Here is a 25,288-nt window from a genome sequence, read left to right on the forward strand (position 1 = left end):
CAAAACGAATGAACTGTTAAAATAATTAATAATAAACCCAAAGATCATGAGTACTAAAACAGAAAACAACACCCAATTATCGTCAAAAGATTTTCATCAAACTTTTGCACGACCAAATTACCAACGTCCGGAGAAGTTCATCCATAAAAATGTAGAGCAGGCAGGTGTTCACGATCAGTTTTCATCAGAAAGAAAACATCCTGTATTTTTTGTAGACCTGCCTACAAAAAACGTAAGCATGACCATTGGAGGGCTTTTACCGGGCCAACTGACCAATAAACACCGCCACACCTACGAAACCGTTTTATTCGTGATTGAAGGAGCTGGTTATACGGAAATTGAAGGCGAAAAAGTAGCCTGGCAAGCAGGAGATGCTGTTTACATTCCTGTTTGGGCATGGCATAGGCATCAAAACACGAGTGATGAACATCCAGCAAAATATATCGCTTGCGAAAATGCGCCACAACTCCAGCATTTAGGTGTAGCCCTTCGGGAAGAAGAAGGCCGAGACTAATACATTTTTTAACCCATAAAAATTATAAAAACATGAACAAATCCATATTTAGAGGCATCATCGCCTACCCGATCACCCCATTTAACGACCAGGAGCAAATCGACATTCCACTTTTCAAAAGACTATTAGAACGGATGATTCTTGCAGGCACGCATGGTATCGCCCCATTGGGCAGTACCGGAGTTATGCCCTACCTGAATGACGAGGAAAAAGAAGCCCTTACTGAAGCCACGATCGCACAGGTTGCCGGAAGGGTTCCAGTCCTCACCGGAGTGTCCAACCTCACCACTGAAAGAACCATTTACCATGCTAAATTCGCTGAAAAAACAGGTTCGGATGCGGTGATGATCTTACCTATGAGTTATTGGAAGCTCAACGACAAAGAGATTTTCGCCCATTATGAGGCCGTAGCAAAAGCCATTTCTATTCCTATAATGGCTTATAACAACCCAGCCACCGGAGGTGTAGACATGTCGCCTACACTACTAAAAAAGCTATTGGAAATTCCAAATGTGACGATGATCAAAGAAAGTTCCGGAGATCTCCAACGCATGCATACCTTACGTAAGGATCTGGGAGAAGAGGTTGCATTTTTTAATGGTTCCAATCCATTAGCCTTGGGGGCATTTTCAGCAGGCGCCACAGGTTGGTGCACCGCAGCGAGTAACCTGATTCCAGAACTCAATATTGGATTGTATGAAGCCATTGTAAAAAACGACTTAAAAGCGGCACAGATTCTATTTTATAAACAGTTAGATCTTTTAAGATTCTTAGTCGAGAAAGGACTCCCAAGGTCTATCAAAGCCGGACTGGAATTAATGGGAGAAGATGCAGGGCAGCTCAGAGGTCCATTGAAACCATTGGCAAAAGAGGAAATAGCAGAAATGAAAACTATACTGGATGAGGTCCTTAATTTTTCTGCTCCGCTGCGTTTTTCCGAACATGATCCGCGAGTTCATAACCAGTAGATTCCGTTTCCTTTTCGTCCATAAACAACAATACGATCAATGAAATGATCGGAATGAGAAAGGAAATGAAAAACCAAAACCAGAAGCTTTTACCCATGCTCTTAGCGAGGACACCGGCTACAGTCTGAGGAATTAACAAGACACAAATCAGGAGTATTTCTGGCATATTTTGAATGCTATGGCTCATGAAATACCATAGCATTCAAATATAAGCAGATTTAGTCTGCTTTTAGACATTGAATTGGATTTACTGACGCCGCTTTAATGGCCTGAATACCTACGGTTAGCCAAGAGATCAGTAGCGCCAACAACCCTGCGGCTACAAAATACCAGAGTTGCAATTCTATTCGATAAGCAAAGGTATTTAACCAATATTGGGTCATGATATAACTTATAGGCAAAGCGATTAGAATGGCAGCGATCACTGGTTTTGTGAAATCTTTTGATAATATCATGATGAGGCTAGCCTCTGAAGCACCTAATACCTTTCTGATTCCGATTTCCTTCAATCTCCGCTCTGCAGTAAAAGTGGCCAGACCAAATAAACCCAGACAGGAAATGATCACTGCTAGAGCAGAGAAATATCTGGACAATACCGCTACCCTACGCTCAGCAACATACTGATCCTGAAAATCCTGATCCAGGAATTTATAATCCAGCATAAAGCCTGGGTTGAATTTCTTATAGAAGTCCAGAATCCCGGAAATCGTTTCTTTTTCTGATCCAGCTTTGATCTTGATCATTACCCGTGTTAGGTCTTTGTTTGCGAATGTGAAAAACATAGGTTTCACCTCCTGGTGCATCGATTCATAATTAAAATCTTTGATCACACCTGCAATCTGATAATCCTTCCCCCAGATGCCAAATATTTTACCCACCGGATTTTTAAGACCCATTACTTTTATTGCGGCTTCGTTAACTAAAACTTTGGAGCTATCAGCTCCATATTGACCTGAAAAACTTCTTCCTGAAGCCATTTTCATACCCAAAGTCTCCACCATATCCGCACTAATTCTTCCTTTCTGGAATTTAATGACGTCTTTTTGATTTCTACCTTCCCAGTTGAAATCACCAGTGGTAGTGCTGAGGTCCCCTAAAAAGTCGCGATCCATACCAGCAGCTTTAACTACTCCTGGTACTTTTCTAAGTTCTGTAAGGAAAGAACCGATGTTATCTTTTAACCTTCCTTCTGTTTCAAAATACATCACATTATCCTTTTTATATCCTGGATTTTGGGTCTGCACAAACTCTATTTGCTTATAGATCACAAAAACTGAAACGATAAGTATCACAGAAAGTGTGAACTGAAAAACGACTAAACCTTTTCTGGTCCACAATTCGGCCATCGTATTTCCTAATTTCCCTTTCAACGCTGCTGCCGGGTTAAAGCCAGACAAGTACAGTGCTGGATAACTTCCAGCAAACAAACCTGTAAACAAGGTAATCAACAACAAGACTCCAACCATCTGCAGGTCAAAATGAAGAGTTAAATTTTTATCAGTAATGCTATTAAATTGAGGCAAAAACAACTCTAAGCACAACAAGGCCAGGAATAATGACAATAATGTTAACATCACAGATTCTGACATATACTGGAAGATTAATGATTTACGGCTGGCGCCCATCACTTTTTTAATCCCTACTTCCTTCATTCTTCTAGCGGCTTTTGCGGTAGATAAATTCATGAAATTAATGCAGGCAATGACCAGAATAAAAACTGCAATCAGAGAAAACAACTTCACATAGTCAATTCTTCCGCCAGTAAGCACTCCGTTTTCATACTTTCCATACAGGTAAGCATCCGAAGCAGGTCTGATAAACAAACGTCGGTAAGGATGGCCTTTTTTAGCCATAAAATCTTCGATTTTGGCACTAAAACTCCGAGGATCTGTACCCTTTTTCAACAAAAGAAAGGTATTTGGACCAAGATTACTCCATTGCGTATAATTTGATTCTTTTAAAAGGACTTCCAGGGGAATTAGAAAATCAAAACGATCAGAAGAATTAGCAGGCATATCCTTAAAAACACCTGTAATGAGCACATGCCTTTCCCCCTTCAATTCAGCGTTACTCCAGATCATCTCTTTTCCAACCACATCGGTACTGTGGAAGAGTTTTTTTGCTAAACCTTCAGAAATAGCAATGTTATTTTTACCAGTCAGCATCTGTGTTGCATTCCCAGCAAGTAATGGATAGGAAAAGATTTTTAAGAAATCTGGCCCAACGAATTTCCCTGCGGCTTTTAACCCGGGATTATTTCCCGTATTCACTTTACTTTCCTTCAACCAGTAAGTTGGCGAGGTGGTTACTGCCGCTTCAACTTCCGGCATATCTTTAGCCAGTGATTCCCCGAGCAGGCCTGCGGTAGCATCTCTGGTGTTGATTCCTGTAGCGGTAATTTCATTTTCCATCACCTGATACAGCTGATCATTATGGGCATGAAACTTATCCATATGCATTTCATCCATTACCCAGAGGTAAATCATTAATGCGCAACAAAGACCGGCAGTAAGCCCTAATAGGTTGATTAAAAACGAACTTTTATATCTTTTGAAATTCCGATAAATCAGGAGCAGGTGATGTTGAAACATAAGTAGTTATTTTCCCTCTTCAGGCCAATCTATATGCCATATCTTTAAATAGCACCTCAAGCCCTAAAACAGCAGATTTTTCTGAAACCTTGTCCATAACCGAACAGCAGAATGTCCATAACCGGACAGTTTTCAGGATTGGTTTTTAGTGATGGTCTTTGCATTATAATCAGCTGATTTCCCTTTTGGGATGGATAATGATTGCCAATCTGTAGCGCGGAGCATTTTACCGATAAACACGATTTGACCAATATGGTAAGGATAATGAGCCAATTGACGGTTTATTGCGGCAATTACAGTATGTTTTTCCTGCCTAATGGTAACTTCTTTACTTAGGTCTTCTTCTTTTAAAGCATTGATTACGCCCAAGAAACAATTCCATCCCTGATCCCAACAAGCTAAAACCTCAGCTCTGGAAGAAAAATCGGGTATAAATTCAATATCCCGGTGCCTGTTTTCTTTTTCTCCATCACTGGTAAAAAAATCAGTCCACCGGGATATCATATTCCCTGATAGGTGCTTCACGATGATGGCGATACTATTGCTTTCTGTGTTATACTGCCAAAACAATTCCGCATCAGAAAGTTGCGCCATCGCTTGCTCCCCTATTTTTTTATAATATGCCAGCTGATGCTGAACGCTTTTAAGATATGCTTCCATCATCAAATAAAAATACAATGAAATATTAATATTACGATACAAATGAAAGCATTTTAAATTACTGTGCTACAGCCAATCTTTTAGTCCTTGAAATCAGCAACCAGGCAAACACAGCCCCTGTTAAGGCCATCACCGTTCCTACCCATACCGGTGAAGTATAATCATAACCTGCGGCCAATGGTAATCCTCCTAAAAAGGCACCTAAAGCATTTCCGATGTTGAAACTAGCCTGACTCACTGAGGCGGCAATCATCTCAGAACCTTTAGCGGTATTGATCATCAACATCTGTATTGGGGCAGCTACTGCGAAAGCAATTGCACCGGTAATGAAGGTCATTACTAAGGAAAGCGTCTGGTTATAGGAAACATAATGGACGATAAATAAAGAAATCGCCATCGCAATCAAAAGAGAAACTGAAGCTTTAGCCGGAGAGAATCGATCGGCCAATTTACCGCCGATAAAGTTACCCACCAACATCCCTAAACCTGCAAGTATCAGGATATAAGTGATGGAATCAGCTGAAAACCCAGAAACATCGGTTAACAAAGGCGCAATATAGCTGTACCAAGAGAACAATCCACCGGTACCAATGGCAATCATTAAGATGATCAACCAGGCTTCCGGAAGTTTGAAAAAGGCCAATTCTTTTTTCAGGTCTCTATCTTTAGTTGCAGAAAGGTTAGGCATCCACAATTTCAAGCTCAAAAGCGTAATTAAACCAACAACAACGATGATGACAAAGGTATATCTCCAGGAATAATGGTGACCTATATAGGTTCCAAGAGGAACCCCAATAACATTTGCGATTGTTAAACCGGCAAACATCAAGGAAACCGCCTGTGCTTCTTTCCCTTTACCTGCAATTCGACTCGCTACTACGGATCCTACCCCAAAGAAAGCACCATGAGGAAGCCCGGCAAGAAAACGTGCGGCAAGCATCATGGTATAATCTGGAGAAAAAGCAGATAACGCGTTAAATGCAGTGAACATCACCATTAATGCTATTAAGATCTTTTTTGGAGGATAACTACCTGCAATTGCCACCAACACTGGTGCACCTACCACAACCCCTAAGGCATAAGCAGAGATCAAGTGACCCGCTTGTGGAATAGTAATGGCTAAATCTTTGGCAATATCAGGCAACAGGCCCATCATTACAAACTCTGTAATGCCAATTCCAAGTCCACCAAGGGTTAAAGTAAGTAAGCTTTTCTTCATGATCAATTAAGTTAGTGTAATTTATACACACTGCAAAATTAACTAAATCATTTGCTTTTTTAAGTCTTCATTCTGTCAAATAGAATCCGGTTAATTTGTTTTTTTTCAAACACTTTGGAATCGCACTTGTTGCTATATCACACAGGTTATCATCCAATTAGATGAAGCCACAAAACCTATTCCCATGAAATACAATAATTATCGAAATGCACTTTCTTCATTAACCGCTCAAAAAACTGATTCAACCTTGCCGGTAGTGGCATTATTAGCCGGACTAGCGATTGGCGCAGTAATAGGTGTCCTATTCGCACCACAAAGAGGGGCAGATATCCGAACAAAAATAGCTGACAAGGCGAAAGATCTTACTGATACTGCGAAAGACAAACTACATCTTGCAAAGCGCAAAGTGTTGTCAGAAGCAGATCAATTGGCGGAGCTTAAAGATGAGGCTATTGACAAAGCAAAAACAAAATCAAAAGAGGCATTAAATGCTGCCGAAGGGATTGTAGATCAATTAAAGTCTAAAGCAAAAGGTCTGGAATCTGATGCAAAAGCTACTGCAGAAAAAGTCCTGAATAGCTAATCCCCCCCTTCCAACTTATTGTTATCCATCTGCAAAAGCCTATTCCTTACGGTGTAATCGAATAGGCTTTTGCTATTTTTCGGCTTTGACCCGCAGCAGAAACCCAGTCTTCGACCTGAGCTCGGGATAATTCCCAATTGCGCAGGTCTTTTCTCCATATTTAACAGGTTCTTATACCATCGTTGATAGGTCATTTAGACCTACTAAGGTCCTATTAGAGACCTATCAACCTCCTATCAGAGATTAAGAAAACTTAAGCACAATACGGTAACAATATAAACACATATTGAGCCTGGTAACTTGCAAGATCAACAAATGAAAAATGGGATTATTGACGAAACAAAATTGGTCTGGTGGTAACGGATAGCTCATCAGTATTTCCAGTGATCGATTTGATTTCACCAAACCTGTCATTAATGTCAAATTTATTGTAATATTTAACTTGAACATTGCCAACAGATTTCACATGACCTTGTGGATCATGAATATCGAAGGTGTTGTAATAAGTGATGTTGATATCTCCAACCGATTTCAGTGTACCTTTAACATCATGTATATCAAAGGTGTTGTTATATTTAAACACCAAATTACCTATAGATTTCAGCTTTCCTTTTACATCATGGATATCAAAATCAGTATAGTACTCCACACGTGGTCCCATTTGATCCAGATTTTCAATGGGATAACCATCAGTCGTTCCGATATACTTGATTCTTCCCGCTCCGGTAATCACTATTTCTATTTTATCATCTAACAGCAACTGGATGGTACGAAAGCCCTTTCCTTGCTTAGAAAGCACAAAATTAGCTGCAGTAATCTTCTGCGCATTACTTATTAAAAATGGAAAAAGGAATATAAGAACTAATAAAAATCTTCTCATTGGAATGGTTTCGTAAGTCTATGGTTAAAGGTCTAAATAAGATTGAATCACCAGGGCAATTCAAATCTTTGTATTTACTCCGGCTCTTGGTTTGCGATTTTCTGATGGTTGAAAAACATTCTGGTGATCGGAATCAACATCAATCCACATAAGGCAAAGATGATAAAAGAAACCCTCAGGTTAAAAGCATGAGCCAGGTAACCGATCAATGGTGGACCTAAAAGCATCCCTGTGATTGAGTAAGTGGCAATAATTGAGATCGCCATTCCTGGCGAGTATTTTTTTGAGGCACCGGCTAAAGCATAAGACATGGGAATAATCGATGCTGTTCCGAAACCAACCAAAGAAAAACCAATCATTGCTGGCCAGAAAACCGGAAAGATAATCGCCAGACTAATCCCTGAAACAATAAATGCGGCACTCATGATATAGGTTTTTGGCATTCCGATTTTACCGATGATAATGTCAGATAAGAATCTTGATGCTGCCATGAAGGTCATGAAAATCAGGTAGCCATAGGTGAAAATTTCCACTTTAATCACTTCCTGGAAATAAATACCACTCCAGTCAAACATCCCTCCTTCACAAATAGCACATAAAAATACGACTATCCCGAGGTAAAAAATGTAAGGGTCAGGTTTACTCAAAATTAATTTGTTACCGGTCTTAGCTCGGTCGCCACTTAATAAGAACTGGTAAGAATACATCGTAATTGCCAACATGGCCACTGCTACGATGGTAAAATGAAGTTGAATAGAAACGTTAATTGCCAGTAAAAAAGTAGACAGGGCAATTCCCGCGATTCCACCAATGCTCCAATAGCCATGAAAGGATCCAATGATCTTTTTATCAAATTGCTTCTGTAAAGTCAAGGCTTGTGTGTTCACGGAAATATTAAAGATCCTGGTGGTAAAAGCAAATAAAATGACTGCGCCCACCAAGCTATAGATGTTGTGAGCAAAACCAATCAACGCTAGCGAAAAGGCATTTAATGCATATCCACCCGCCAATGGCACCTTGCTATTGAACCTGGAAATCAACCATCCAGAGATCGGCAAGCCAAGTAATGATCCTATGGGCAAGGCTAGCAAAACACTCCCCAACTCCGCTTCATTTAGGTCGAACGCCATCTTTATCGTTGGAATCCTTGATGCCCAAGTCGCGAAACTAAAACCAGACATGAAAAAGAAAAGACTTAAATAGAAACGATGTTTTTGCTTAGAAATCATTAGATGCAAGAATTATTTTACAAAAGTAAGCATTCATTTTGGACCATTTCCTCTATTTTCCCAGACAACATTAGGATTTTAAAATCAATTGTATAGAATTATTCTAAATAGCTTGTTTTATTAGTGTAAAAAATACACTTTTGCGGCGAAGATTAGAATAAGTCTAAATTGAAATTACTATACACCACATTGCTAATACTAGCCTCAACGGCTATTTACGCACAAAAAAAAGCGATTATTACCGGAAAGGTTAAAGATGAAAATCTACAACCACTTGATTTGGTCAACATCAAAATGGTGGAAACCAATCAGTATACCATCACTAAAAAGGACGGAACTTTTACGATTCAGGTGTCTGAAGTAAACGATCAACAGATCACTTTGGAGTTCAGTTACATTGGTTTTAAAAAACTGACAAAACAAGTTTTAGTCGACAAGGAGAAAATTGATTTGGGTGTGATCCGCTTAAAAACACTTGACCTGAGCTTAAAGGAAATCTCGATTAGCGCCAAAAGGAACGGTGAAGGAAGCTCCAACTCTTCCTTGCTCATTGACCGGGATATGATTGAACAAACTCCGGCATTGAGTTTAAATGATTTACTCAACCTGATTCCCAATAGAACAACCAGTCCGCCTTCTTTGCAAAATGTACAGAATCTAACGTTAAGGGCCGCTTATCCAGACCGTAACAATGGCAGAGATGCTTTTACGCTGAATAATTCTTTCGGGGTAGCCATTATTTTAGATGGACAAGCAATTAGCAACAACGCCAATATGCAGAGCTATAACCCTGGATTAGCCGGCTTATCAGGCTCCACCATCAAAAGTGGCTCAAGTTGGGGTCTAAGCGGAGGAAGGAATGCGGAGTATTCTGGAGATTATGCTTTTGGAGGCATTGACCTTCGTCAGATTCCTGCGGATAACATTGAAAACATAGAAGTTATAGCGGGAGTTCCTTCTGCAAAGTATGGGGATCTTTCTGATGGAGCGGTCATCATAGAACGCCAAGCTGGGGTTGGGCCAACCTATCTCCGCATGCAACTTAGAAATAATGCCACTTCATATGGATTTTCAAAGGGACTGAAGTTGGATCATGATCTGGGCGCTTTAAACGTAGGTCTAAATTATGTCAATTCATTTTCTGACAACAGAGAAAAGATGAAGGCTTACCAAAGAATCAACGCCAATACCATGTGGACGAATTCCTTTGGCAGAGAAAAGCAATTAAAAAACACTTTCAGTTTTGATTACGGAAGGAATTTAGATGGGATTAAACAAGACCCAGATAATCCCAAAGCCACTAAAACCAGATTTGACAGCTGGAATCTAAGCATTGGAAACCGGATGAATTACCGATTAAAAACAGATTTCTTGAAAAATATTGGCCTAAATCTGAAGTACAGTGAAGGACATCAGCAAACTTACACTGAAGAATTGAGGAATGTGGCTTTTGTAATGTATTCTGAAGCGACTCAGACCGGCATTACTGAGGGCAAGTTTGATTCAGGGATTTACAATGCCATTTCACAAGTAGATGGCCGGCCGATAAACTTTTCGGCATTGCTGGATCTCAACGCGGAGCTCAGCACAGGCAGCACCATTCATTACCTTTCTTTTGGAACAAATTTTAACTACAGCGCCAACAAAGGTGAAGGTCGCATGGCAGATCCTACCAGACCTCGCCCTGATGCCGCCATGAAACCAGGAGGAGCTTCCCTTTTTAAATCCACGGGATCCGAAAGGTATTATGATTTCAGATTGGCCCTAGCACAACAGGATCTTGGTTTATATTTAGAAGATGTATTCAAACTAAAAGTAGCGGATAGAGCACTGAATGTACGTAGCGGTGTGAGGTTAGATATCCAGAATGGCTTCGCTTCTGTTGCACCGAGAACAAATGTCAACTATGAGCTGAGTAAGAATTTCAAGTTAGGTCTGGCTTATGGGATAGGGTTCAAAGCGCCTGGCTTGGCACAACGCTTTCCTGGTCCGACGTATATGGAAGTACCACTTTTAGTTAGTTATAACGGAAATGTAAAGGAGAGTATATACCTCTTATACCTGGATCGATACGACCCAACCAACAAAAACCTGAAATCATCACAAAATCAAACGATGGAGTTTACTTCGCAATTGAAACTGAATGATTTTAACCTCTCCATGTCAGCTTTCCATAAAATTGCCCGTAATGGCATCAATACTGTAGAACAATTGCGGGTAGTTTCCTTACCTGATTACACTGCGACTTTTGTCCCAGGGCAGCAGCCAACGGTCACACAAGTAGGTACGAAAAGACAATTACTATCGTATTACTCCTTTGAAAACATTTTAAAATCCAACAGTTCCGGGATTGAGTTCATGATGAGTACACCGGCTATTAAAGCGATCTCTACTTCCTTTAACCTGAGCAGCGGAATTTTCAGAACGGCAACAAAGGACCAATCGATCATCAGAAACAACCCGCTTGAAAACAACAACACCAACCCAGATTATGCCCGGGTAGGTTATTACAAGCGAGGTACACCCATTACTTATCAAAGCAATGCCCGGATTTCTGCCACTACACACATTCCAAAAATTAGCCTTATTGCGCAGTTTACAGCAGAATTCGCCTTACTTCAAAAAACTATAGTTTCAGCGGATGCCGGGGTTCCTGTCGCCTACCTCAACAATAACCTTGATTATGTGACCATTACAGATTTCAATCCAAAAGATCCTTTGTATGGCCATTTACTAGTCCCTAAGAGCGCTTATGAAGAAGGAAACCTGCCTAGAATCCTCCCAAATTACCACATGAGCATTGGAAAGGAAATTAAGAAAAGGTTCAAATTCTCCTTCAATGTTTACAATGTTTTCAACTATCAACCCACTTACACAACTTCCGCGGGGACTTTAGTATACCCTAACCCCGCTCCTTCTTTCGGTGCAGAATTATCATTAAAACTCTAATATAAATACCATGAAAAAACTAGTACTTAGCCTATGTTTAGTGGCCAGCTTACTGGCATGTAAAAAAGACAAAACTCCTGGAATTCAACCCATAGATGTGGATGTTAAGCTTTCTTATGAAATCGCAACTTATAAGTTACCCATTGAAAAGATCATTGTTAAAATCACAAATACGCACACCAACGCCAGTCAGGAGTTAGCAACTGATACCGCAGGAAAAGTGGCTTTTAAGTCTATTCCTTCTGGCTTATATGACATTGACGCCGTTGTAACGATCTCTGCAATAGAATACACCAGAATTACAGGGATTCCAACAGAGAATCCAGTTACTTTTAATGCCTCTGAAAAAGGAAAACAAATTGATGCCACACTTAATGGCGTATTAGATCTGCGTTTAATTGTAGGAAAATCAGGAGACTGGTTGATCAAACAGATTTATTATGCCGGTTCTGACAACACAAATGGTGCGGTATTTAGAGATCAGTTTTTAGAATTCTCCAATAACACCAATCAGGTTTTATATGCTGATAGTCTTTATTTCGCTCAGATCTACGGCAGGGTATCCAGTGTATCGGCAAATATGAATTACACCTCCACGGGACAGATGGATTGGAGCAAATCATTGAATATGGATCCTGGTGTGAATGCCAACAGTGATTATGTCTATGCTAAAAGCTTGTACATGATCCCGGGTACAGGAAAACAATACCCTGTACAACCAGGCGCAAGTATTATTGTGGCACAAACTGCAATAAACCACAAATCCCCTTTCACTGGAAATGATGGTAAAGTGATCTCGGTAAGAAACCCTGAATTGACAATCGACCTTAGCACTGCAGATTTCGAAGCTTATTATGGAGACATCTCTGGTGGAAAACCATTTGCTTCCGACGTAGACAACCCACAGGTTCCTAATATTGAAATCATTGCCCCATCAGGAAATGATATGATTCTGGATGCTAATGGAAGAGATGGCTATGTAATTTTTAAAGTTGACCGTACGCAAAAAGTGAGAGAATGGCCTCAATACCCTGAACCACTAAAGACTGCACCATCAGCAACTGCAAAAAAATACTTCCAGATTCCAATAAAACACCTGATTGATGGCGTTGAAATCCAACCCAATCTTCCTGCGAGCCGTTACCCAAAGAAACTAAACCCTGGTATTGATGCCGGATTTACGTTTGTTCCTGCAGGAAATTACAGTTCTCAGTCGGTGGTTAGGAAAACAGAGAAAACTGTAAATGGCAGAAGAATATTAAAAGACACCAACAATTCCAGCCAGGATTTCGATTACCTGGACAGGGCACAGCCAAGAGGTTTCAAATAAAAACAGCGTATTCAAAAAAAACAGCAGTGTGCTGATCTACTAAATAACGGTTATGAGTTGATGATCATCAGCTTCATAACCGTTAAACATTCTGATTCTCCGATGAAAAAAATATATAGTATTGTACTCCTGCAATGTTGTACGCTTGCGGTCTATGCTCAAAAGATAGATTCGACATCAATGCTACAATCCAGGTTATTTGTTACTGATTCTGCGGCTTACACATTCTACAACTTTGCGAAAAACAAGAGTTTTTTCACGGCTACCATGCCTGATGGTTTCAATACGCTGAGTATTGGACATCAATTGACTAAAGGGAGGTTCATGCCTTACCAGGAAAGTAGCAAGACGAATGACACGCAGTTTGCCACCGAAGGGAAAACGACCCTTTCTGGTGTTGCATTGTGGGGCTCCTTAGCTTATCATAAAATAAAGGAGGATAGTACCCGATGGGCACATCAAACCAGGAATAACCCGACTGCTCCCATGTACTTTGGTTCTGGCAGAAATGTGAATTATGAACGTGCTATCTATCAATTTAATGCGATGGCACAGCGAAACATGATGGGGAACAACCTACCTCTTGCACTTGGAATTGATTACCGAATTGGAGATCATTTCTCTACCAATGACCCCAGAGCAAAACTCGGTGATTATCAGTTTAACATGCAGGCAAGTCTTGGTTACCGCCTTTCTAAAGGGCTAACCTTAGGCCTGGGTGCTAGATATGGTTATGGGGAAGAGGGAACAGATGTGGCTTATAAAAACAAGCAAAATGAAAACAATACAACGCAAATGGATTACATTACCCACATCATCAATGGCTATGGAGATCCGATACCGATAGAAATCAATCGGGTTTTTAGAAACGAACAATCGCGTAAGGGTATGGATGCCTACCTGACTTATGAAAGTCCTCGTTTTGGGACCTTAGCCTGGTCAGGAACTTACCTCCAGGAAACTCAGAATTTCATTAACAGATTTCCAGACAAAAAAAACGGGCAATTTTACAACGACTATGATTTGACTACTTATCATTTTGAGCTGGTCTGGAAGAAAAAATTAGACACCTACCAGCTGTTGCTATTGGCTAACTATGATAATTTAGACGGCCAGGACTTTAGCTATGCGGTTATGGCTAACAATTACCTCTATAATCGCGAGCAATGGGGAATAAAAGCGGTGCTGAGTAAGGCAGGAAAAACAAGTTTCAATTACGTGATAGAGCTGAAAAAAGATGGAGAAGAACGTCAGGATGGCCTGCGGGGAAATCTGGTAGCTTACAATGCCATTAAACCTGGATTGGGCTTTGGTTTCAGCAAACAGCTTCCAGGAAACCAGAGTTTCGGAGTAAATGTGAAAGGAATCTTTTCCAAGAACATTGACGATCAATTTATAGTGCCGGTTATTTCTCAAGGCACCTTTACAAAAACCGTCATATACCATGATTACCTGTACAATACGGCTGACTATTTCAGTGGTTCTTTCCAGGCGGACTATAATTTTCCGAGCTATAAACAAATTCAAACTGGTATCAAACTGGGGCTAACTTATAACGAGGCGATTCAGTTTAAACGTTTAGACAGGGAGCTGTTAGCCCATCCGGGCAACCAGCGCTTTTCTATGAGCTTATCTTTGAACTTTTATTTTTAAAACCGTATGAGCTATTGTTTTGTGACATAAATATGACTACATTGAGTTAGGTAATCACTCTGCTCATGAAAAAGATACTCCTCCTGCTTGCTTTCAATTTCATTGTCCTGCTGAGTTTTGGCCAGTTTCCTGAAGAGCCGCTTAAAAAACATAAACCTATCCCTTTGTTTTTTCTGGACAGTGTGCTTATTGACCAGATAGACTTAATCAATTTTGATCCAGATGACATTGCGGTCATCAGTATGTTGAAAGGACAGTTTGCGGTTGAATTGTTGGGAGAAAAAGCGAAAAATGGCGTGGTCTATATGGAAACAAAAGGCTTCGCGAAGAAAAGGTATTGGAATTATTTTAAAAGTAAATCTATCGCTTATTCCAATTTAATTCCAAAAGTGAATGAGGATAACAGTATTCAGTACATACTGAATGGCAAAATACTGAAGCGTGATTTTGAAGGAGACCTTGCTTCCATTAAAGACGATACTTTTAAGACCATTAAAATTCTTAGTAAAAGAGACCTGATCAGAAACTTTCGTATAAATAATAAAAAATATGGGGTTTTGATTGTATCCAGTGCTCCAAGCCCCTCTTTTATTGGGCAAAACCCGCTTTAGTTTCCCCGTTTTTTTTCTGCAGATTTTGTTTTTCAAAAAAATAGCCTAGTTTTACAAAAAAACTTTAGGGGTGCCTTGCGCTGAGAAATACCCTTTGAACCTGATGCAGTTAGTACTGCCGAAGGGAAAAGTAGAAGCAAATCCGTTTGCCGTCTTTTCATGCCTGTAAAAAGGTCATGCCTATAGTTTTTCCTATTTATTAAAAAAATGGAAATAACTGTAAATCAACAAACCTATCCAATTAGCGAAACGTGTTCCATCGCACATTTGCTCGAAGAAGTGCTAAAAATCCCTGCAGAGGGCATTGCTGTAGCCATCAATCAAACCATCATTTCAAAAGCGGAATGGCCAAAAAGGCTGTTGCAGGATGGTGATCGCCTCACCCTCATTAAAGCCACTCAAGGCGGATAAATTCATTTCCCACAAACACACCTATTCATTTTCTTCAATAAGAAACCGACCATATGAAACAAGAAAAGACTCCCAACGAACAAGTCATCAGTCGTACTCCATTTCCAGCTTCAAAAAAGATATTTGTACCTGGACAAATTCATGACATCCAGGTAGCGATGCGTGAAATCACTTTATCGGAGACTAAAATCCATAACGGCTTTGGCGCCACAGAAGTCAATCCACCGGTAACAATTTACGACACAAGTGGTCCATATACCGATCCGAATGCGGAGATCGATGTCGAAAAAGGTTTACCCAGATTAAGAGAAAGCTGGGTTACCGGAAGAGCAGATGTAGATCAGCTGGATCAGATTTCTTCTGATTACGGTCAGGAGCGATTGGCGGACGAAAAGTTGGACAGCCTCCGCTTTGCTCACCTGAACAAGCCATATAGGGCAAAACCAGGCATGAATGTTTCCCAGATGCATTATGCAAAAAAAGGAATCATTACCGCAGAAATGGAATACATCGCCATCAGAGAGAATCAAAGGATTGACCTTTTGAACGAACAACTGGGTGCGCAATATGGCGTAATGGCACACCAGCACCAAGGCCATAGCTTTGGGGCAAATACACCAAAAGGATACATCACACCTGAATTTGTACGATCAGAAGTGGCTTCCGGCAGGGCAGTCATTCCTTGTAACATCAACCACCCGGAATTAGAGCCGATGATCATTGGCCGAAATTTCCTCGTTAAGATCAACGCTAACATCGGAAACTCTGCAGTGACCTCTTCCATTGAGGAAGAAGTAGAAAAGGCCGTGTGGGCTTGCAGATGGGGCGCAGATACGATCATGGACCTGAGTACCGGAAAGAATATTCATGAAACCAGAGAATGGATCATCCGCAACTCCCCTGTTCCGATTGGTACGGTTCCGATTTACCAGGCTTTAGAAAAAGTAAACGGTAAAGCCGAAGACCTGACCTGGGAGATTTTCCGGGATACTTTGATTGAGCAGGCAGAACAGGGCGTAGATTATTTCACCATCCATGCCGGGGTATTGCTCAGGTACATCCCACTAACGGCAAAGAGAGTGACCGGAATTGTTTCCCGTGGTGGCTCGATCATGGCAAAATGGTGCCTGGCGCACCACAGAGAAAGCTTCCTATATACCCATTTCGAAGAAATCTGTGAAATTATGAAAGCTTATGATGTGGCCTTTTCGCTTGGAGATGGTTTACGTCCAGGCTGTATTGCCGATGCAAATGACAAGGCACAGTTTTCAGAATTAGAAACTTTAGGAGAGTTGACGAAAATTGCCTGGAAGCACGACATCCAAACCATCATCGAAGGTCCTGGTCATGTGCCGATGCATCTGATCAAAGAAAACATGGAGAAACAGCTGGAACATTGTTCGGAAGCGCCATTTTATACTTTGGGCCCCTTGACTACAGATATTGCTCCTGGCTATGACCACATCACTTCTGCTATTGGTGCAGCAATGATCGGTTGGTTCGGTACGGCGATGCTTTGCTATGTGACGCCAAAAGAACACCTCGGACTACCAAACAAAAAAGATGTAAAAGATGGGGTGATCACTTACAAAATTGCAGCACATGCGGCAGATTTGGCCAAAGGACATCCGGGTGCGCAATACCGCGACAATGCTTTGAGCAAGGCGAGATTTGAATTTAGATGGGAAGATCAGTTCAACCTTTCTCTAGATCCTGATACTGCAAAAGAGTTTCATGATGAAACCCTTCCTGCAGACGGTGCTAAAATTGCACACTTCTGTTCGATGTGCGGGCCGAACTTCTGTTCGATGAAAATTACGCAGGATGTGAGAGACTATGCTGCTAAGCAAGGCCTCGAAGAAACGAAAGCATTAAATCAGGGGATGGCTGAGAAGTCTAAAGAGTTTGCAGAAAAAGGAAGTGAAATTTATTTGTAATTGGAACTGATTGTCATTTCACAACCCAGCTTTTTTAAAGGGGAAGCGCAGCTGATCAACTCATTATTTGACATGGGCATGCAGCGCTTTCACCTGAGAAAAGCAACTGATAACAGGCCAGCTTACGAGCAGCTTTTAGGTGATATTGATGCCCGGTACCGGGATCGCATTGCCTTGCATCAGTTTCATGAACTGGCTCTTAAGTTTGACATCCAAAGGTTACATTTCAAAGAGCTGGAACGCATGGCGTCCAAACAGTCCCCTTTCATTGACAATCGCTCCATAACCTTAAGCACTTCTATACATTCAATCAATAAAATAATTGATTTACATCATTTTAAATATACTTTTTTAGGACCAATTTTCCAGAGCATATCAAAAGAAAACTATCCTGGGACCTTTCCCCTGGATTTTCAATTGAAACATTTCGGCGGTACAAAAGTGATCGCATTGGGCGGAATCACTGCTTCAAAAATCCAGCTACTTCAGCAAATGAATTTTGATGGGGCAGCCGTTTTAGGGGCCATATGGAATGCGCCGGAACTGGCCTTAAAAAACTTTAAAGCGTTACAGAAAGCATGTCAAATTACAACCTAGAAAAGGGACCAAAGGACAGGCCCTATGTGATCAGCATTGCCGGCCTGGATCCCAGTGCCGGAGCCGGACTCCTCTCCGATCTGAAATGTTTCGAAGCACATCGGGTTTATGGATTCGGAGTCTGTACGGCATTGACGGTCCAGACCGATACCGCATTCCTAAAAATTGATTGGTTAGAAAAGGAACAGGTCATGGAGCAGTTGAAACCATTGCTTGAAAAATTCCCGATACAGGCGGTCAAGATTGGTTTGATCAAAGATCTGGATACCTTATTGGCGGTTTGCGAATTTTTAATCTCATTTGATCCCAAGATTAAAATCGTGCTAGACCCTATTTTAAAGGCCAGTGCTGGATATAAGTTCCATGAGTGGAATAGAACGTCAAGTATTTTCAATAAGGTCTTAAAACGGCTGTTTTTGATTACACCAAATTATCTGGAGCTCCAGGAGTTGAAAGGGCATGATTTGGAGCATAACCTGGAAATTGACCAGGTGTGTCAAATTTGGTCGGCAGATTGCGCAGTGTTACTCAAGGGTGGGCACCACCCTGACAAGCTTGGCACCGATGTGTTGTTCGAGAAAAACGAACAACAAGAATTCAAATCCGGCAGTACAACTGTCTTCCAAAAACATGGTTCCGGATGTGTCCTATCTTCTGCCATTACCGCCCAACTGGCCTTGGGCAATTCCCTCCCAAAATCCTGCTTTTTAGGCAAGCAGTATATCGAGAAATTTTTAAACAGCAACAACAGCCTTTTAGGCTTTCACAACTCATGATTGACAGACTACATTACATCTCCCAATCCAATGCCGAAATCGGTCATTTGGAAGCCATCGAGCAGGTACTTCAGGCCGGCGGAAAATGGATTCAGCTTCGTGTCAAAGACCAACCGGAAAATGAGGTTTTAAGCCTCGCTAAAGCTGCAAATGACCTTTGCAAAAAATTTGCAAGCAAATTAATCATCAATGATTTTCCAAGGGTAACGAAGGCAATTGAAGCAGACGGAACACATCTAGGATCAAATGATATAAATATCGTAAATGCCAGATTAATAGTAGGTAATAATAAAATTATTGGCGGAACCGCAAACACTTTTGCAGACTTACAAAAAAGAGTTGAAGAAGGTGCAAATTATGTTGGATTGGGCCCCTACCGCTTTACCAGCACTAAGAAGAACTTAAGTCCTATTCTAGGCTTGGAAGGTTACAAAAAGATCATGGATCAGGTCAGAAACGCGAACATCAACATCCCCGTGATCGCCATTGGCGGCCTTACTCCAGAGGACCTTCCAGAGCTCCTGAAAACGGGTGTTTACGGACTGGCGCTTTCAGGTATTCTCACGAATAAAAACGGCACTAACCTGCTCATCAAACAGCTCTATCAGGAGCTACAAAACCACCCATTCCCAACCTCTTAAACCCCGATGAAATCATGTTAAAAATAGCAGATAAAACCTTCCATTCCCGCCTGTTTACGGGCACTGGAAAATTCAGTTCCAGCAGCATTATGGAAGCCGCTTTACTGGCTTCCGCTTCCGAGCTGGTCACTGTTGCACTAAAGCGTGTGGACTTAAATCCCAGTGCAAACCAGCAGCCTGATGAGCTGTTGAAACACCTCAACCACCCTCATTTAAACCTACTTCCGAATACCTCCGGGGTAAGAAATGCCAAAGAAGCGGTATTTGCCGCCCAAATGGCCAGAGAAGCGCTGGAAACCAATTGGATTAAGCTGGAAATCCATCCAGATCCGAAATACCTGATGCCAGACCCTATTGAGACCTTAAAAGCGACAGAGGAACTGGCCAAACTAGGCTTTGTAGTCCTTCCTTATATCCATGCAGATCCGGTACTTTGTAAGCGCCTGGAGGATGTAGGTACCGCCGCAGTAATGCCATTAGGATCACCTATTGGCAGCAATAAAGGGTTAAAAACCATTGATTTTCTGGAAATCATCATTAGCCAAAGTCGGGTTCCTGTAATCATTGACGCCGGAATTGGCGCTCCTTCTGATGCTGCAAAGGCCATGGAAATCGGTGCGGATGCGGTATTGGTAAATACTGCTATTGCCGTTTCAGGAAACCCCGTGCTCATGGCCGAAGCCTTTAAAATAGCCGTTGAAGCAGGCAGAATGGCCTACCTTGCCCGATTGGGCACCATCAATTCACTAGCTGTAGCCAGCAGCCCATTAACCGCTTTTCTTGAAGATGAGATTTAACGAATTTTTTGAAAACCAATCCTGGGAAGAAACCAGTAAAAGTATCTATGCAAAGACAGCTAAGGATGTAGAACAGGCTTTAAATACGCCCAAAAGAACATTGGAGGACTTTAAAGCCCTGATTTCACCTGCGGCGGCTCCTTACCTGGAAAGCATGGCTAAATTGAGCCAGGAGCTTACTTTGAAGCGATTCGGGAAAACGATACAAATGTATGTGCCGCTTTATCTAAGTAATGAATGTAACAATATCTGCACCTATTGTGGTTTCAGCTACGACAACAAAGTGAAGCGTAAAACACTTTCAGCGCTGGAAATCATGGAAGAAGTGGCCGTGATCAAAGAAATGGGGTATCATCATGTGTTGCTGGTGACTGGTGAGGCCAATCAAACCGTACACACAGATTACTTTAAAAAGGTTTTAGACCTAATCAGGCCACATTTTGCCCATATTTCCATGGAAGTGCAACCATTAGACCTGGCCGACTATCAGGAATTGACCCCCTATGGGCTAAATACCGTCTTGGTTTATCAGGAAACTTATCATGAGGAAGACTATAAAAAACATCACCCAAAAGGTAAAAAGTCCAACTTCCAATACCGTTTAGATACCCCAGATCGTCTGGGAGAAGCCGGAATTCATAAAATGGGATTGGGTGTGTTGATTGGACTGGAAGACTGGAGAACGGACTCCTTTTTCACTGCAATGCACCTGGATTACCTGGAAAAGAAGTACTGGCAAAGCAAATACAGCATCTCCTTTCCAAGATTAAGGCCCTTTAGTGGAGGCTTAGAGCCAAAAGTAGCCATGAACGACCGCGAATTGGTACAACTCATCTGCGCCTACCGCCTTTTTAATGAAGAAGTAGAATTGTCGATTTCTACGAGAGAATCCGTTATTTTCCGTGATCACATCATCAAATTGGGCATTACCTCCATCAGCGCCGGTTCGAAAACCAATCCGGGAGGTTATGCAGTGGAGCCACAATCCCTGGAACAATTCGAAATATCTGACGAAAGAACAGCCCTTGAAATCGCAGAAATGATTCAAAAACAAGGATATGAACCCGTATGGAAGGATTGGGACTTGAGCTTAATGAAATAAACACATGGAAAAAGAAGCACTTAAAAGATACAACAGGCAGATTTTACTGGAAGAGCTTGGGACAGCAGGGCAAGAAAAACTACAGAAAGCAGCGGTCTTGGTTATTGGATCTGGCGGACTGGGTTGCCCCCTCCTATTTTACCTCGCCGGAGCAGGAATAGGTAAAATCGGAGTCGTTGATGGCGATACCGTTGACGAAAGCAATTTGCACAGGCAGATCCTTTTCCAACAAGAAGACCTGGGTAAAAATAAGGCTTTAAAGGCTATAGAACGGCTAAAACTCCTCAATCCAAGTCTTGACTTACAAGCATATCCTTTCCATATCTCCTCAGAAAATGCTGCTGACTTGATTCAGGGATATGAGCTCATCATCGATGGATCGGACAATTTTCCAACGCGCTATCTCGTCAATGACACTTGCGTATCCCTTAAAAAACCACTGGTATTTGGATCCATTTTCCGGTTTGAAGGGCAAGTTTCGGTCTTTAATTATCAGGGCGGCCCGAATTACCGCAATTGTTACCCTGAGCCACCAGCTGGTCATGACATCCCCAACTGTGCTGAAGCTGGCGTCATAGGACCATTACCAGGGATTATCGGCAGCATGATGGCGAATGAAGCGATCAAAGTTATCTGCGGTTTTGGTGATTGTCTTTCCGGAAAACTCCTTATCTTCAATGCACTAAACTACGATATGCAGCTCTTTAACATTCAACCAGAAGAACACCAGGATCTTAAATCCGGAAATTCAGATCAAAAAACTGAACCGCAGCGGCAGGAAACTGAGCACGCTGATCAAAACAGTAAACCCTTGCTCAAAAAAGCGATCGCCTATGAGGAAGTTTACCCGGAAGAACTTCTGGAATGGGAGGCAAATAAGCTGCCATTTTGTTTGATAGATGTTCGGGAAGCCCATGAGTTTGAAATGCAAAACATTGGCGGAATTCACATTTCCTTGTATGAACTTGGGGAGAAAATCGACGAGTTGCCCTTTCAACATCGCCTCGTTTTTTGCTGTACATCCGGTGGAAAAAGTAGAATGGCCACCAAAATCGTCGGCACAAAAAGAACAGAAAAACTATTTATTATCAGCCTATTAAATCAACAAACCTAATCTTAAAGTTAAACTAAAACCCTTTTACACTTCCTGAAGATCTATCCGGTAATAGAAGCAGTAAAAGTAAAGAAAATAAGCAGTCAACATCAACAAACTAAAGCTGATGGCGTAACCGCTCAGGATCACAAACATGCTGATAAAGAAGAAACCCAGCAACCATTTGAAGTAACGATCCAGATCCAGTTTAATCCAATACAGCACCATCCTCAGGCCCATCAATCCAGCCAGACCAAACAGGAATCCAACAAAAAAAGACTGGACATCCCCTGCTACACTGCGTAAGTAAAATAGAATTTCAGGCAGAAAAAGCATCAGAAAAACAAGCAGGGTCTGCCCCATTCTGGTGGTTAATTTTATGGGCAAGCTCTTATTAAAAGCAAGCTGATCCCTTTCCTGCTTCAACAAAACCTGGATCACCATACTATGAGCAAGCACTGCGGCCAGTATCCCGATTAAGGCTACTCTCCCGTCATTTGGGACATCAGCAAACACCCACATCACTATAGAAAACAAAGAAAAAGAAAGGATTTTACTCAAAAACAGCATGAGTGTTTGTTCCATCACCAAGGAATACAAAGGCCATGTCCAGTAAGGTTTCTTCAATTGGGGGCAAGGGAAGGAAAAATAAACCTTTACTGGAACATGGCTATAATTAATAATCCGGTACATATAACCGGACACGAGACTTAAAACAATAAATACAAAGCTGACACTTGTCAACACCCCGATGTAATATCCTTCGGTTAACCCGACATAACAAAAGGGAATGATATAGCCTAAAATCGGTAAGAACAATACGAGATACGTCTTAAACCACAGCTTGAATTGATCTTTCCGCGTGGTAGCGCCCAAAAGAAACACGAAATGATATCCCCTCATTTTCAATTGTTTTCTAATGAACAAAAAACATTTAAGCAAGTATAGTGCCCAAAAACAATACACTGCTCCCAGAATTAGCGGAGAAGCGTACACCATCAACATCAATGTTTTATGGTAACTCAACAGTTGACCGCCTTCTACTACACCAAAAGCGAGGTAAAAACCAAATAGAAAGAGACCGGCATGGGCTCCATAAAACTCTTTACTTAAGGTTTTTAAAATCAGCTTTAGCATGGCTGAATCTGTCGTTCTACAATTTGAAACACCTGTTTGATCGGTAAATGATTCATTTCCAACTCCTGATGAGAAGAAAGTAAAAAGGAAGAACCCTGCGCATGGCGGGCATTGATCACCTGATAAAGCACTTGCGCCGCAGCGGTATCGATCGTAATCAAAGGCTCATCCAGTACAAAAAGCTGGACATCACCTACAAATGCGCAGATTAAAGATAGTTTTTTAAGCATCCCACTGGAATAACTTCCAACTTTTTGATCCATAAAATTAGCCATCCCCAAAGCTTCAACCAAGGATCTGGAGTCCTCAGATTTGGCTTGACGAACATCTAAATAGTATTTCAGCAGCTCATTTCCAGTGATAAATGCTGGATATTGTGGTTCCGCTTCCGCATAACTGATCATTGACCGATAGTTAACCGGTTGATTTTTAAGACTAATGTCATTTAAAATCAGCGAACCCTCGAAAGGCGTTTGCCCGGCGATCATTTTAAACAGCGTTGTCTTACCGGTACCATTTCCCCCTTTAAGCCAGTAAATACCATGATCCAACTGCCAGTTCTCAAAAGAAAATATCGCATGATTCCCGTACTTTTTATCAATCTGATGTAACGCGAGTCTGATCAATTTCGTTTATTTTTTACATTTAGATGCGGCTATGATGGATATGTTACTTGCTATATCGCTACCTTTGCAAAAATGCCTGCAAGAACATGATAGAAATAGGAAGATATAACGATCTAAGAATTATAAATAAAACCGAAAACGGCCTCATCTTAACCGAAGGTGATAAAGAGGTATTGTTACCTTATGTAGATGTCCCTAAAAACGTCGAAATTGGGGAGAATATCAATGTTTTCGTGTATATGCACAAGGACGGAAGATTGATGGGTACCACCAAAAGACCATTTGCCTGTGTAGGTGATTTCGCTTACTTAACCGTTGTTGACGATGGTGAAGATGGTGTTTTCATGAATCTTGGTATCGACAAAGACATCTATGTTCCTCAACGTGAGCAAAAACGCCCGATGTTTAAAGGTGACAACCATGTGGTTTATGTGTACCTGGATGAGAGCAATGACCGTATGGTGGCCTCTTCCCGCCTAACCAACTACGTGGAAGATCAAGACATCGACCTTGAAGAAGGTGACGAGGTTAGTTTATTGATCATTGACCGCTCTGATTTAGGTTACAACGCTATTGTAGACAACAAATACATTGGCCTATTGTACACTAATGAGCTGTTTGATCAGTTAAGTCCAGGTGAAATCAGAAAGGGATGGATCAAAAAGATTCGTGTAGAAGGTAAAATAGATTTAAGCCTGCAACCAATGGGTTATGGTCACATTCTGGAGAACAAAGACGTGATCCTGGATGAACTTAAAGCTTGTGGTGGTGTGGTTCATTTGGGTGATAAAAGTGCACCAGACGACATCTACGACCGTTTTAAAATCAGCAAAAGTGCTTTCAAAAAGGTAATTGGTGGTCTTTACAGAGACCGTTTAATCACCATCTCTGATCACGAAATTAAGTTATTCGTGGACGAAGAAGCAGATTAATACCTTAAGTATAACGTATAAAAAAGGCCGGTTATTTCTAGAAATAACCGGC

The 25,288-nt window shown here is 41.3% G+C and carries 24 protein-coding genes and 1 riboswitch; of the genes, 16 read left to right on the plus strand and 8 right to left on the minus strand.

Translation table 11 applies throughout. From position 1 onward, the window contains the following. Window positions 1–46 precede the first annotated feature (46 nt). Together GM920_RS16220 and GM920_RS16225 are read left to right on the plus strand one after the other, a co-directional pair. On the plus strand, window positions 47–514 hold the full coding sequence (locus GM920_RS16220) for a cupin domain-containing protein (protein WP_182959424.1): 468 nt from the start codon (window positions 47–49) through the stop codon (window positions 512–514). Between the two features lie 32 nt (window positions 515–546). Then, the gene (locus GM920_RS16225) at window positions 547–1,482 is read left to right on the plus strand and encodes a dihydrodipicolinate synthase family protein (protein ID WP_182959426.1); all 936 of its coding nucleotides are present in this window, start codon (window positions 547–549) and stop codon (window positions 1,480–1,482) included. On the opposite strand, the gene GM920_RS16230 is transcribed toward GM920_RS16225, so the two are convergent. The 4 genes from GM920_RS16230 to GM920_RS16245 all read right to left on the minus strand — a co-directional run bounded on the left by GM920_RS16230 (window position 1,424) and on the right by GM920_RS16245 (window position 5,952). Then, window positions 1,424–1,648 (minus strand): hypothetical protein, encoded by a 225-nt coding sequence (locus GM920_RS16230; RefSeq protein WP_182959428.1) that lies wholly within the window; start codon window positions 1,646–1,648, stop codon window positions 1,424–1,426. The genes GM920_RS16225 and GM920_RS16230 overlap by 59 nt on opposite strands. Before the next feature lie 52 nt (window positions 1,649–1,700). Continuing rightward, complete coding sequence (locus tag GM920_RS16235) at window positions 1,701–4,073, minus strand: ABC transporter permease (RefSeq protein ID WP_182959430.1); 2,373 nt, start codon at window positions 4,071–4,073, stop codon at window positions 1,701–1,703. A gap of 132 nt (window positions 4,074–4,205) precedes the next feature. Further along, window positions 4,206–4,736, minus strand: a complete 531-nt coding sequence (locus tag GM920_RS16240) for a DUF1572 domain-containing protein (RefSeq protein ID WP_182959432.1) — start codon at window positions 4,734–4,736, stop codon at window positions 4,206–4,208. 55 nt (window positions 4,737–4,791) lie between these two features. Further along, a complete protein-coding gene (locus tag GM920_RS16245; RefSeq protein WP_182959434.1) occupies window positions 4,792–5,952 on the minus strand; it encodes an MFS transporter in 1,161 nt (386 codons plus the stop codon). 184 nt (window positions 5,953–6,136) lie between these two features. Between GM920_RS16245 and GM920_RS16250 the strand changes: the two genes are divergently transcribed. Further along, window positions 6,137–6,535 carry a YtxH domain-containing protein gene (locus tag GM920_RS16250; protein WP_182959436.1) on the plus strand — a complete coding sequence of 133 codons (399 nt, stop codon included), beginning with the start codon at window positions 6,137–6,139 and terminating at the stop codon, window positions 6,533–6,535. A 328-nt stretch (window positions 6,536–6,863) separates the two neighbouring features. Here the strand turns inward: GM920_RS16250 and GM920_RS16255 are convergent, their stop codons facing one another. After that, the gene (locus GM920_RS16255) at window positions 6,864–7,415 is read right to left on the minus strand and encodes a hypothetical protein (RefSeq protein WP_182959438.1); all 552 of its coding nucleotides are present in this window, start codon (window positions 7,413–7,415) and stop codon (window positions 6,864–6,866) included. Between the two features lie 74 nt (window positions 7,416–7,489). Further along, the gene (locus GM920_RS16260) at window positions 7,490–8,644 is read right to left on the minus strand and encodes an MFS transporter (RefSeq protein WP_182959440.1); all 1,155 of its coding nucleotides are present in this window, start codon (window positions 8,642–8,644) and stop codon (window positions 7,490–7,492) included. A 168-nt stretch (window positions 8,645–8,812) separates the two neighbouring features. On the opposite strand from GM920_RS16260, the gene GM920_RS16265 reads away from it, so the two are divergent. The 12 genes from GM920_RS16265 (at window position 8,813) to GM920_RS16320 (ending at window position 22,562) form a co-directional block, all read left to right on the plus strand. After that, window positions 8,813–11,593: a TonB-dependent receptor gene (locus tag GM920_RS16265; protein WP_182959442.1), complete on the plus strand. Its 2,781-nt coding sequence runs from the start codon at window positions 8,813–8,815 to the stop codon at window positions 11,591–11,593. A 10-nt stretch (window positions 11,594–11,603) separates the two neighbouring features. Then, window positions 11,604–12,923: a DUF4876 domain-containing protein gene (locus GM920_RS16270; RefSeq protein ID WP_182959444.1), complete on the plus strand. Its 1,320-nt coding sequence runs from the start codon at window positions 11,604–11,606 to the stop codon at window positions 12,921–12,923. Between the two features lie 102 nt (window positions 12,924–13,025). After that, window positions 13,026–14,576, plus strand: a complete 1,551-nt coding sequence (locus tag GM920_RS16275; protein ID WP_182959445.1) for a DUF6850 family outer membrane beta-barrel protein — start codon at window positions 13,026–13,028, stop codon at window positions 14,574–14,576. A gap of 65 nt (window positions 14,577–14,641) precedes the next feature. Next, window positions 14,642–15,187 carry a hypothetical protein gene (locus GM920_RS16280; RefSeq protein ID WP_182959447.1) on the plus strand — a complete coding sequence of 182 codons (546 nt, stop codon included), beginning with the start codon at window positions 14,642–14,644 and terminating at the stop codon, window positions 15,185–15,187. A gap of 56 nt (window positions 15,188–15,243) precedes the next feature. Next, window positions 15,244–15,331: riboswitch (TPP riboswitch) on the plus strand. A gap of 63 nt (window positions 15,332–15,394) precedes the next feature. After that, window positions 15,395–15,598 (plus strand): sulfur carrier protein ThiS, encoded by a 204-nt coding sequence (gene thiS / locus GM920_RS16285; protein ID WP_182959449.1) that lies wholly within the window; start codon window positions 15,395–15,397, stop codon window positions 15,596–15,598. A gap of 53 nt (window positions 15,599–15,651) precedes the next feature. Next, window positions 15,652–17,535: a phosphomethylpyrimidine synthase ThiC gene (gene thiC, locus GM920_RS16290; RefSeq protein WP_182959450.1), complete on the plus strand. Its 1,884-nt coding sequence runs from the start codon at window positions 15,652–15,654 to the stop codon at window positions 17,533–17,535. After that, window positions 17,536–18,132: a thiamine phosphate synthase gene (locus GM920_RS16295; RefSeq protein WP_182959452.1), complete on the plus strand. Its 597-nt coding sequence runs from the start codon at window positions 17,536–17,538 to the stop codon at window positions 18,130–18,132. Continuing rightward, window positions 18,114–18,908, plus strand: coding sequence for a hydroxymethylpyrimidine/phosphomethylpyrimidine kinase (locus tag GM920_RS16300; RefSeq protein ID WP_182959454.1), 795 nt, complete (start codon window positions 18,114–18,116; stop codon window positions 18,906–18,908). The genes GM920_RS16295 and GM920_RS16300 overlap by 19 nt, the downstream gene beginning before the upstream one ends. Continuing rightward, complete coding sequence (locus GM920_RS16305) at window positions 18,905–19,549, plus strand: thiamine phosphate synthase (RefSeq protein WP_182959456.1); 645 nt, start codon at window positions 18,905–18,907, stop codon at window positions 19,547–19,549. The genes GM920_RS16300 and GM920_RS16305 overlap by 4 nt, the downstream gene beginning before the upstream one ends. A gap of 14 nt (window positions 19,550–19,563) precedes the next feature. Then, a complete protein-coding gene (locus GM920_RS16310; protein WP_182959458.1) occupies window positions 19,564–20,346 on the plus strand; it encodes a thiazole synthase in 783 nt (260 codons plus the stop codon). Next, window positions 20,336–21,448, plus strand: a complete 1,113-nt coding sequence (thiH, locus tag GM920_RS16315; protein WP_182959460.1) for a 2-iminoacetate synthase ThiH — start codon at window positions 20,336–20,338, stop codon at window positions 21,446–21,448. The genes GM920_RS16310 and thiH overlap by 11 nt, the downstream gene beginning before the upstream one ends. A gap of 4 nt (window positions 21,449–21,452) precedes the next feature. Next, on the plus strand, window positions 21,453–22,562 hold the full coding sequence (locus GM920_RS16320) for a HesA/MoeB/ThiF family protein (RefSeq protein WP_182959462.1): 1,110 nt from the start codon (window positions 21,453–21,455) through the stop codon (window positions 22,560–22,562). 24 nt (window positions 22,563–22,586) lie between these two features. Here GM920_RS16320 and GM920_RS16325 read toward each other — a convergent pair whose 3' ends face one another. Together GM920_RS16325 and GM920_RS16330 are read right to left on the minus strand one after the other, a co-directional pair. Next, window positions 22,587–23,678: a hypothetical protein gene (locus tag GM920_RS16325; protein WP_182959463.1), complete on the minus strand. Its 1,092-nt coding sequence runs from the start codon at window positions 23,676–23,678 to the stop codon at window positions 22,587–22,589. Continuing rightward, the gene (locus GM920_RS16330; protein WP_182959465.1) at window positions 23,672–24,304 is read right to left on the minus strand and encodes an ABC transporter ATP-binding protein; all 633 of its coding nucleotides are present in this window, start codon (window positions 24,302–24,304) and stop codon (window positions 23,672–23,674) included. Before GM920_RS16330 ends, GM920_RS16325 begins: the two co-directional genes overlap by 7 nt. 86 nt (window positions 24,305–24,390) lie before the next feature. Here GM920_RS16330 and GM920_RS16335 point away from each other — a divergent pair, with 86 nt between their 5' ends. Further along, window positions 24,391–25,236 carry a CvfB family protein gene (locus GM920_RS16335; RefSeq protein WP_182959467.1) on the plus strand — a complete coding sequence of 282 codons (846 nt, stop codon included), beginning with the start codon at window positions 24,391–24,393 and terminating at the stop codon, window positions 25,234–25,236. The last annotated feature ends 52 nt before the right edge of the window (window positions 25,237–25,288 follow it).

The organism is Pedobacter gandavensis (genome assembly GCF_014172405.1).
GTDB classification, from domain to species: domain Bacteria; phylum Bacteroidota; class Bacteroidia; order Sphingobacteriales; family Sphingobacteriaceae; genus Pedobacter; species Pedobacter gandavensis.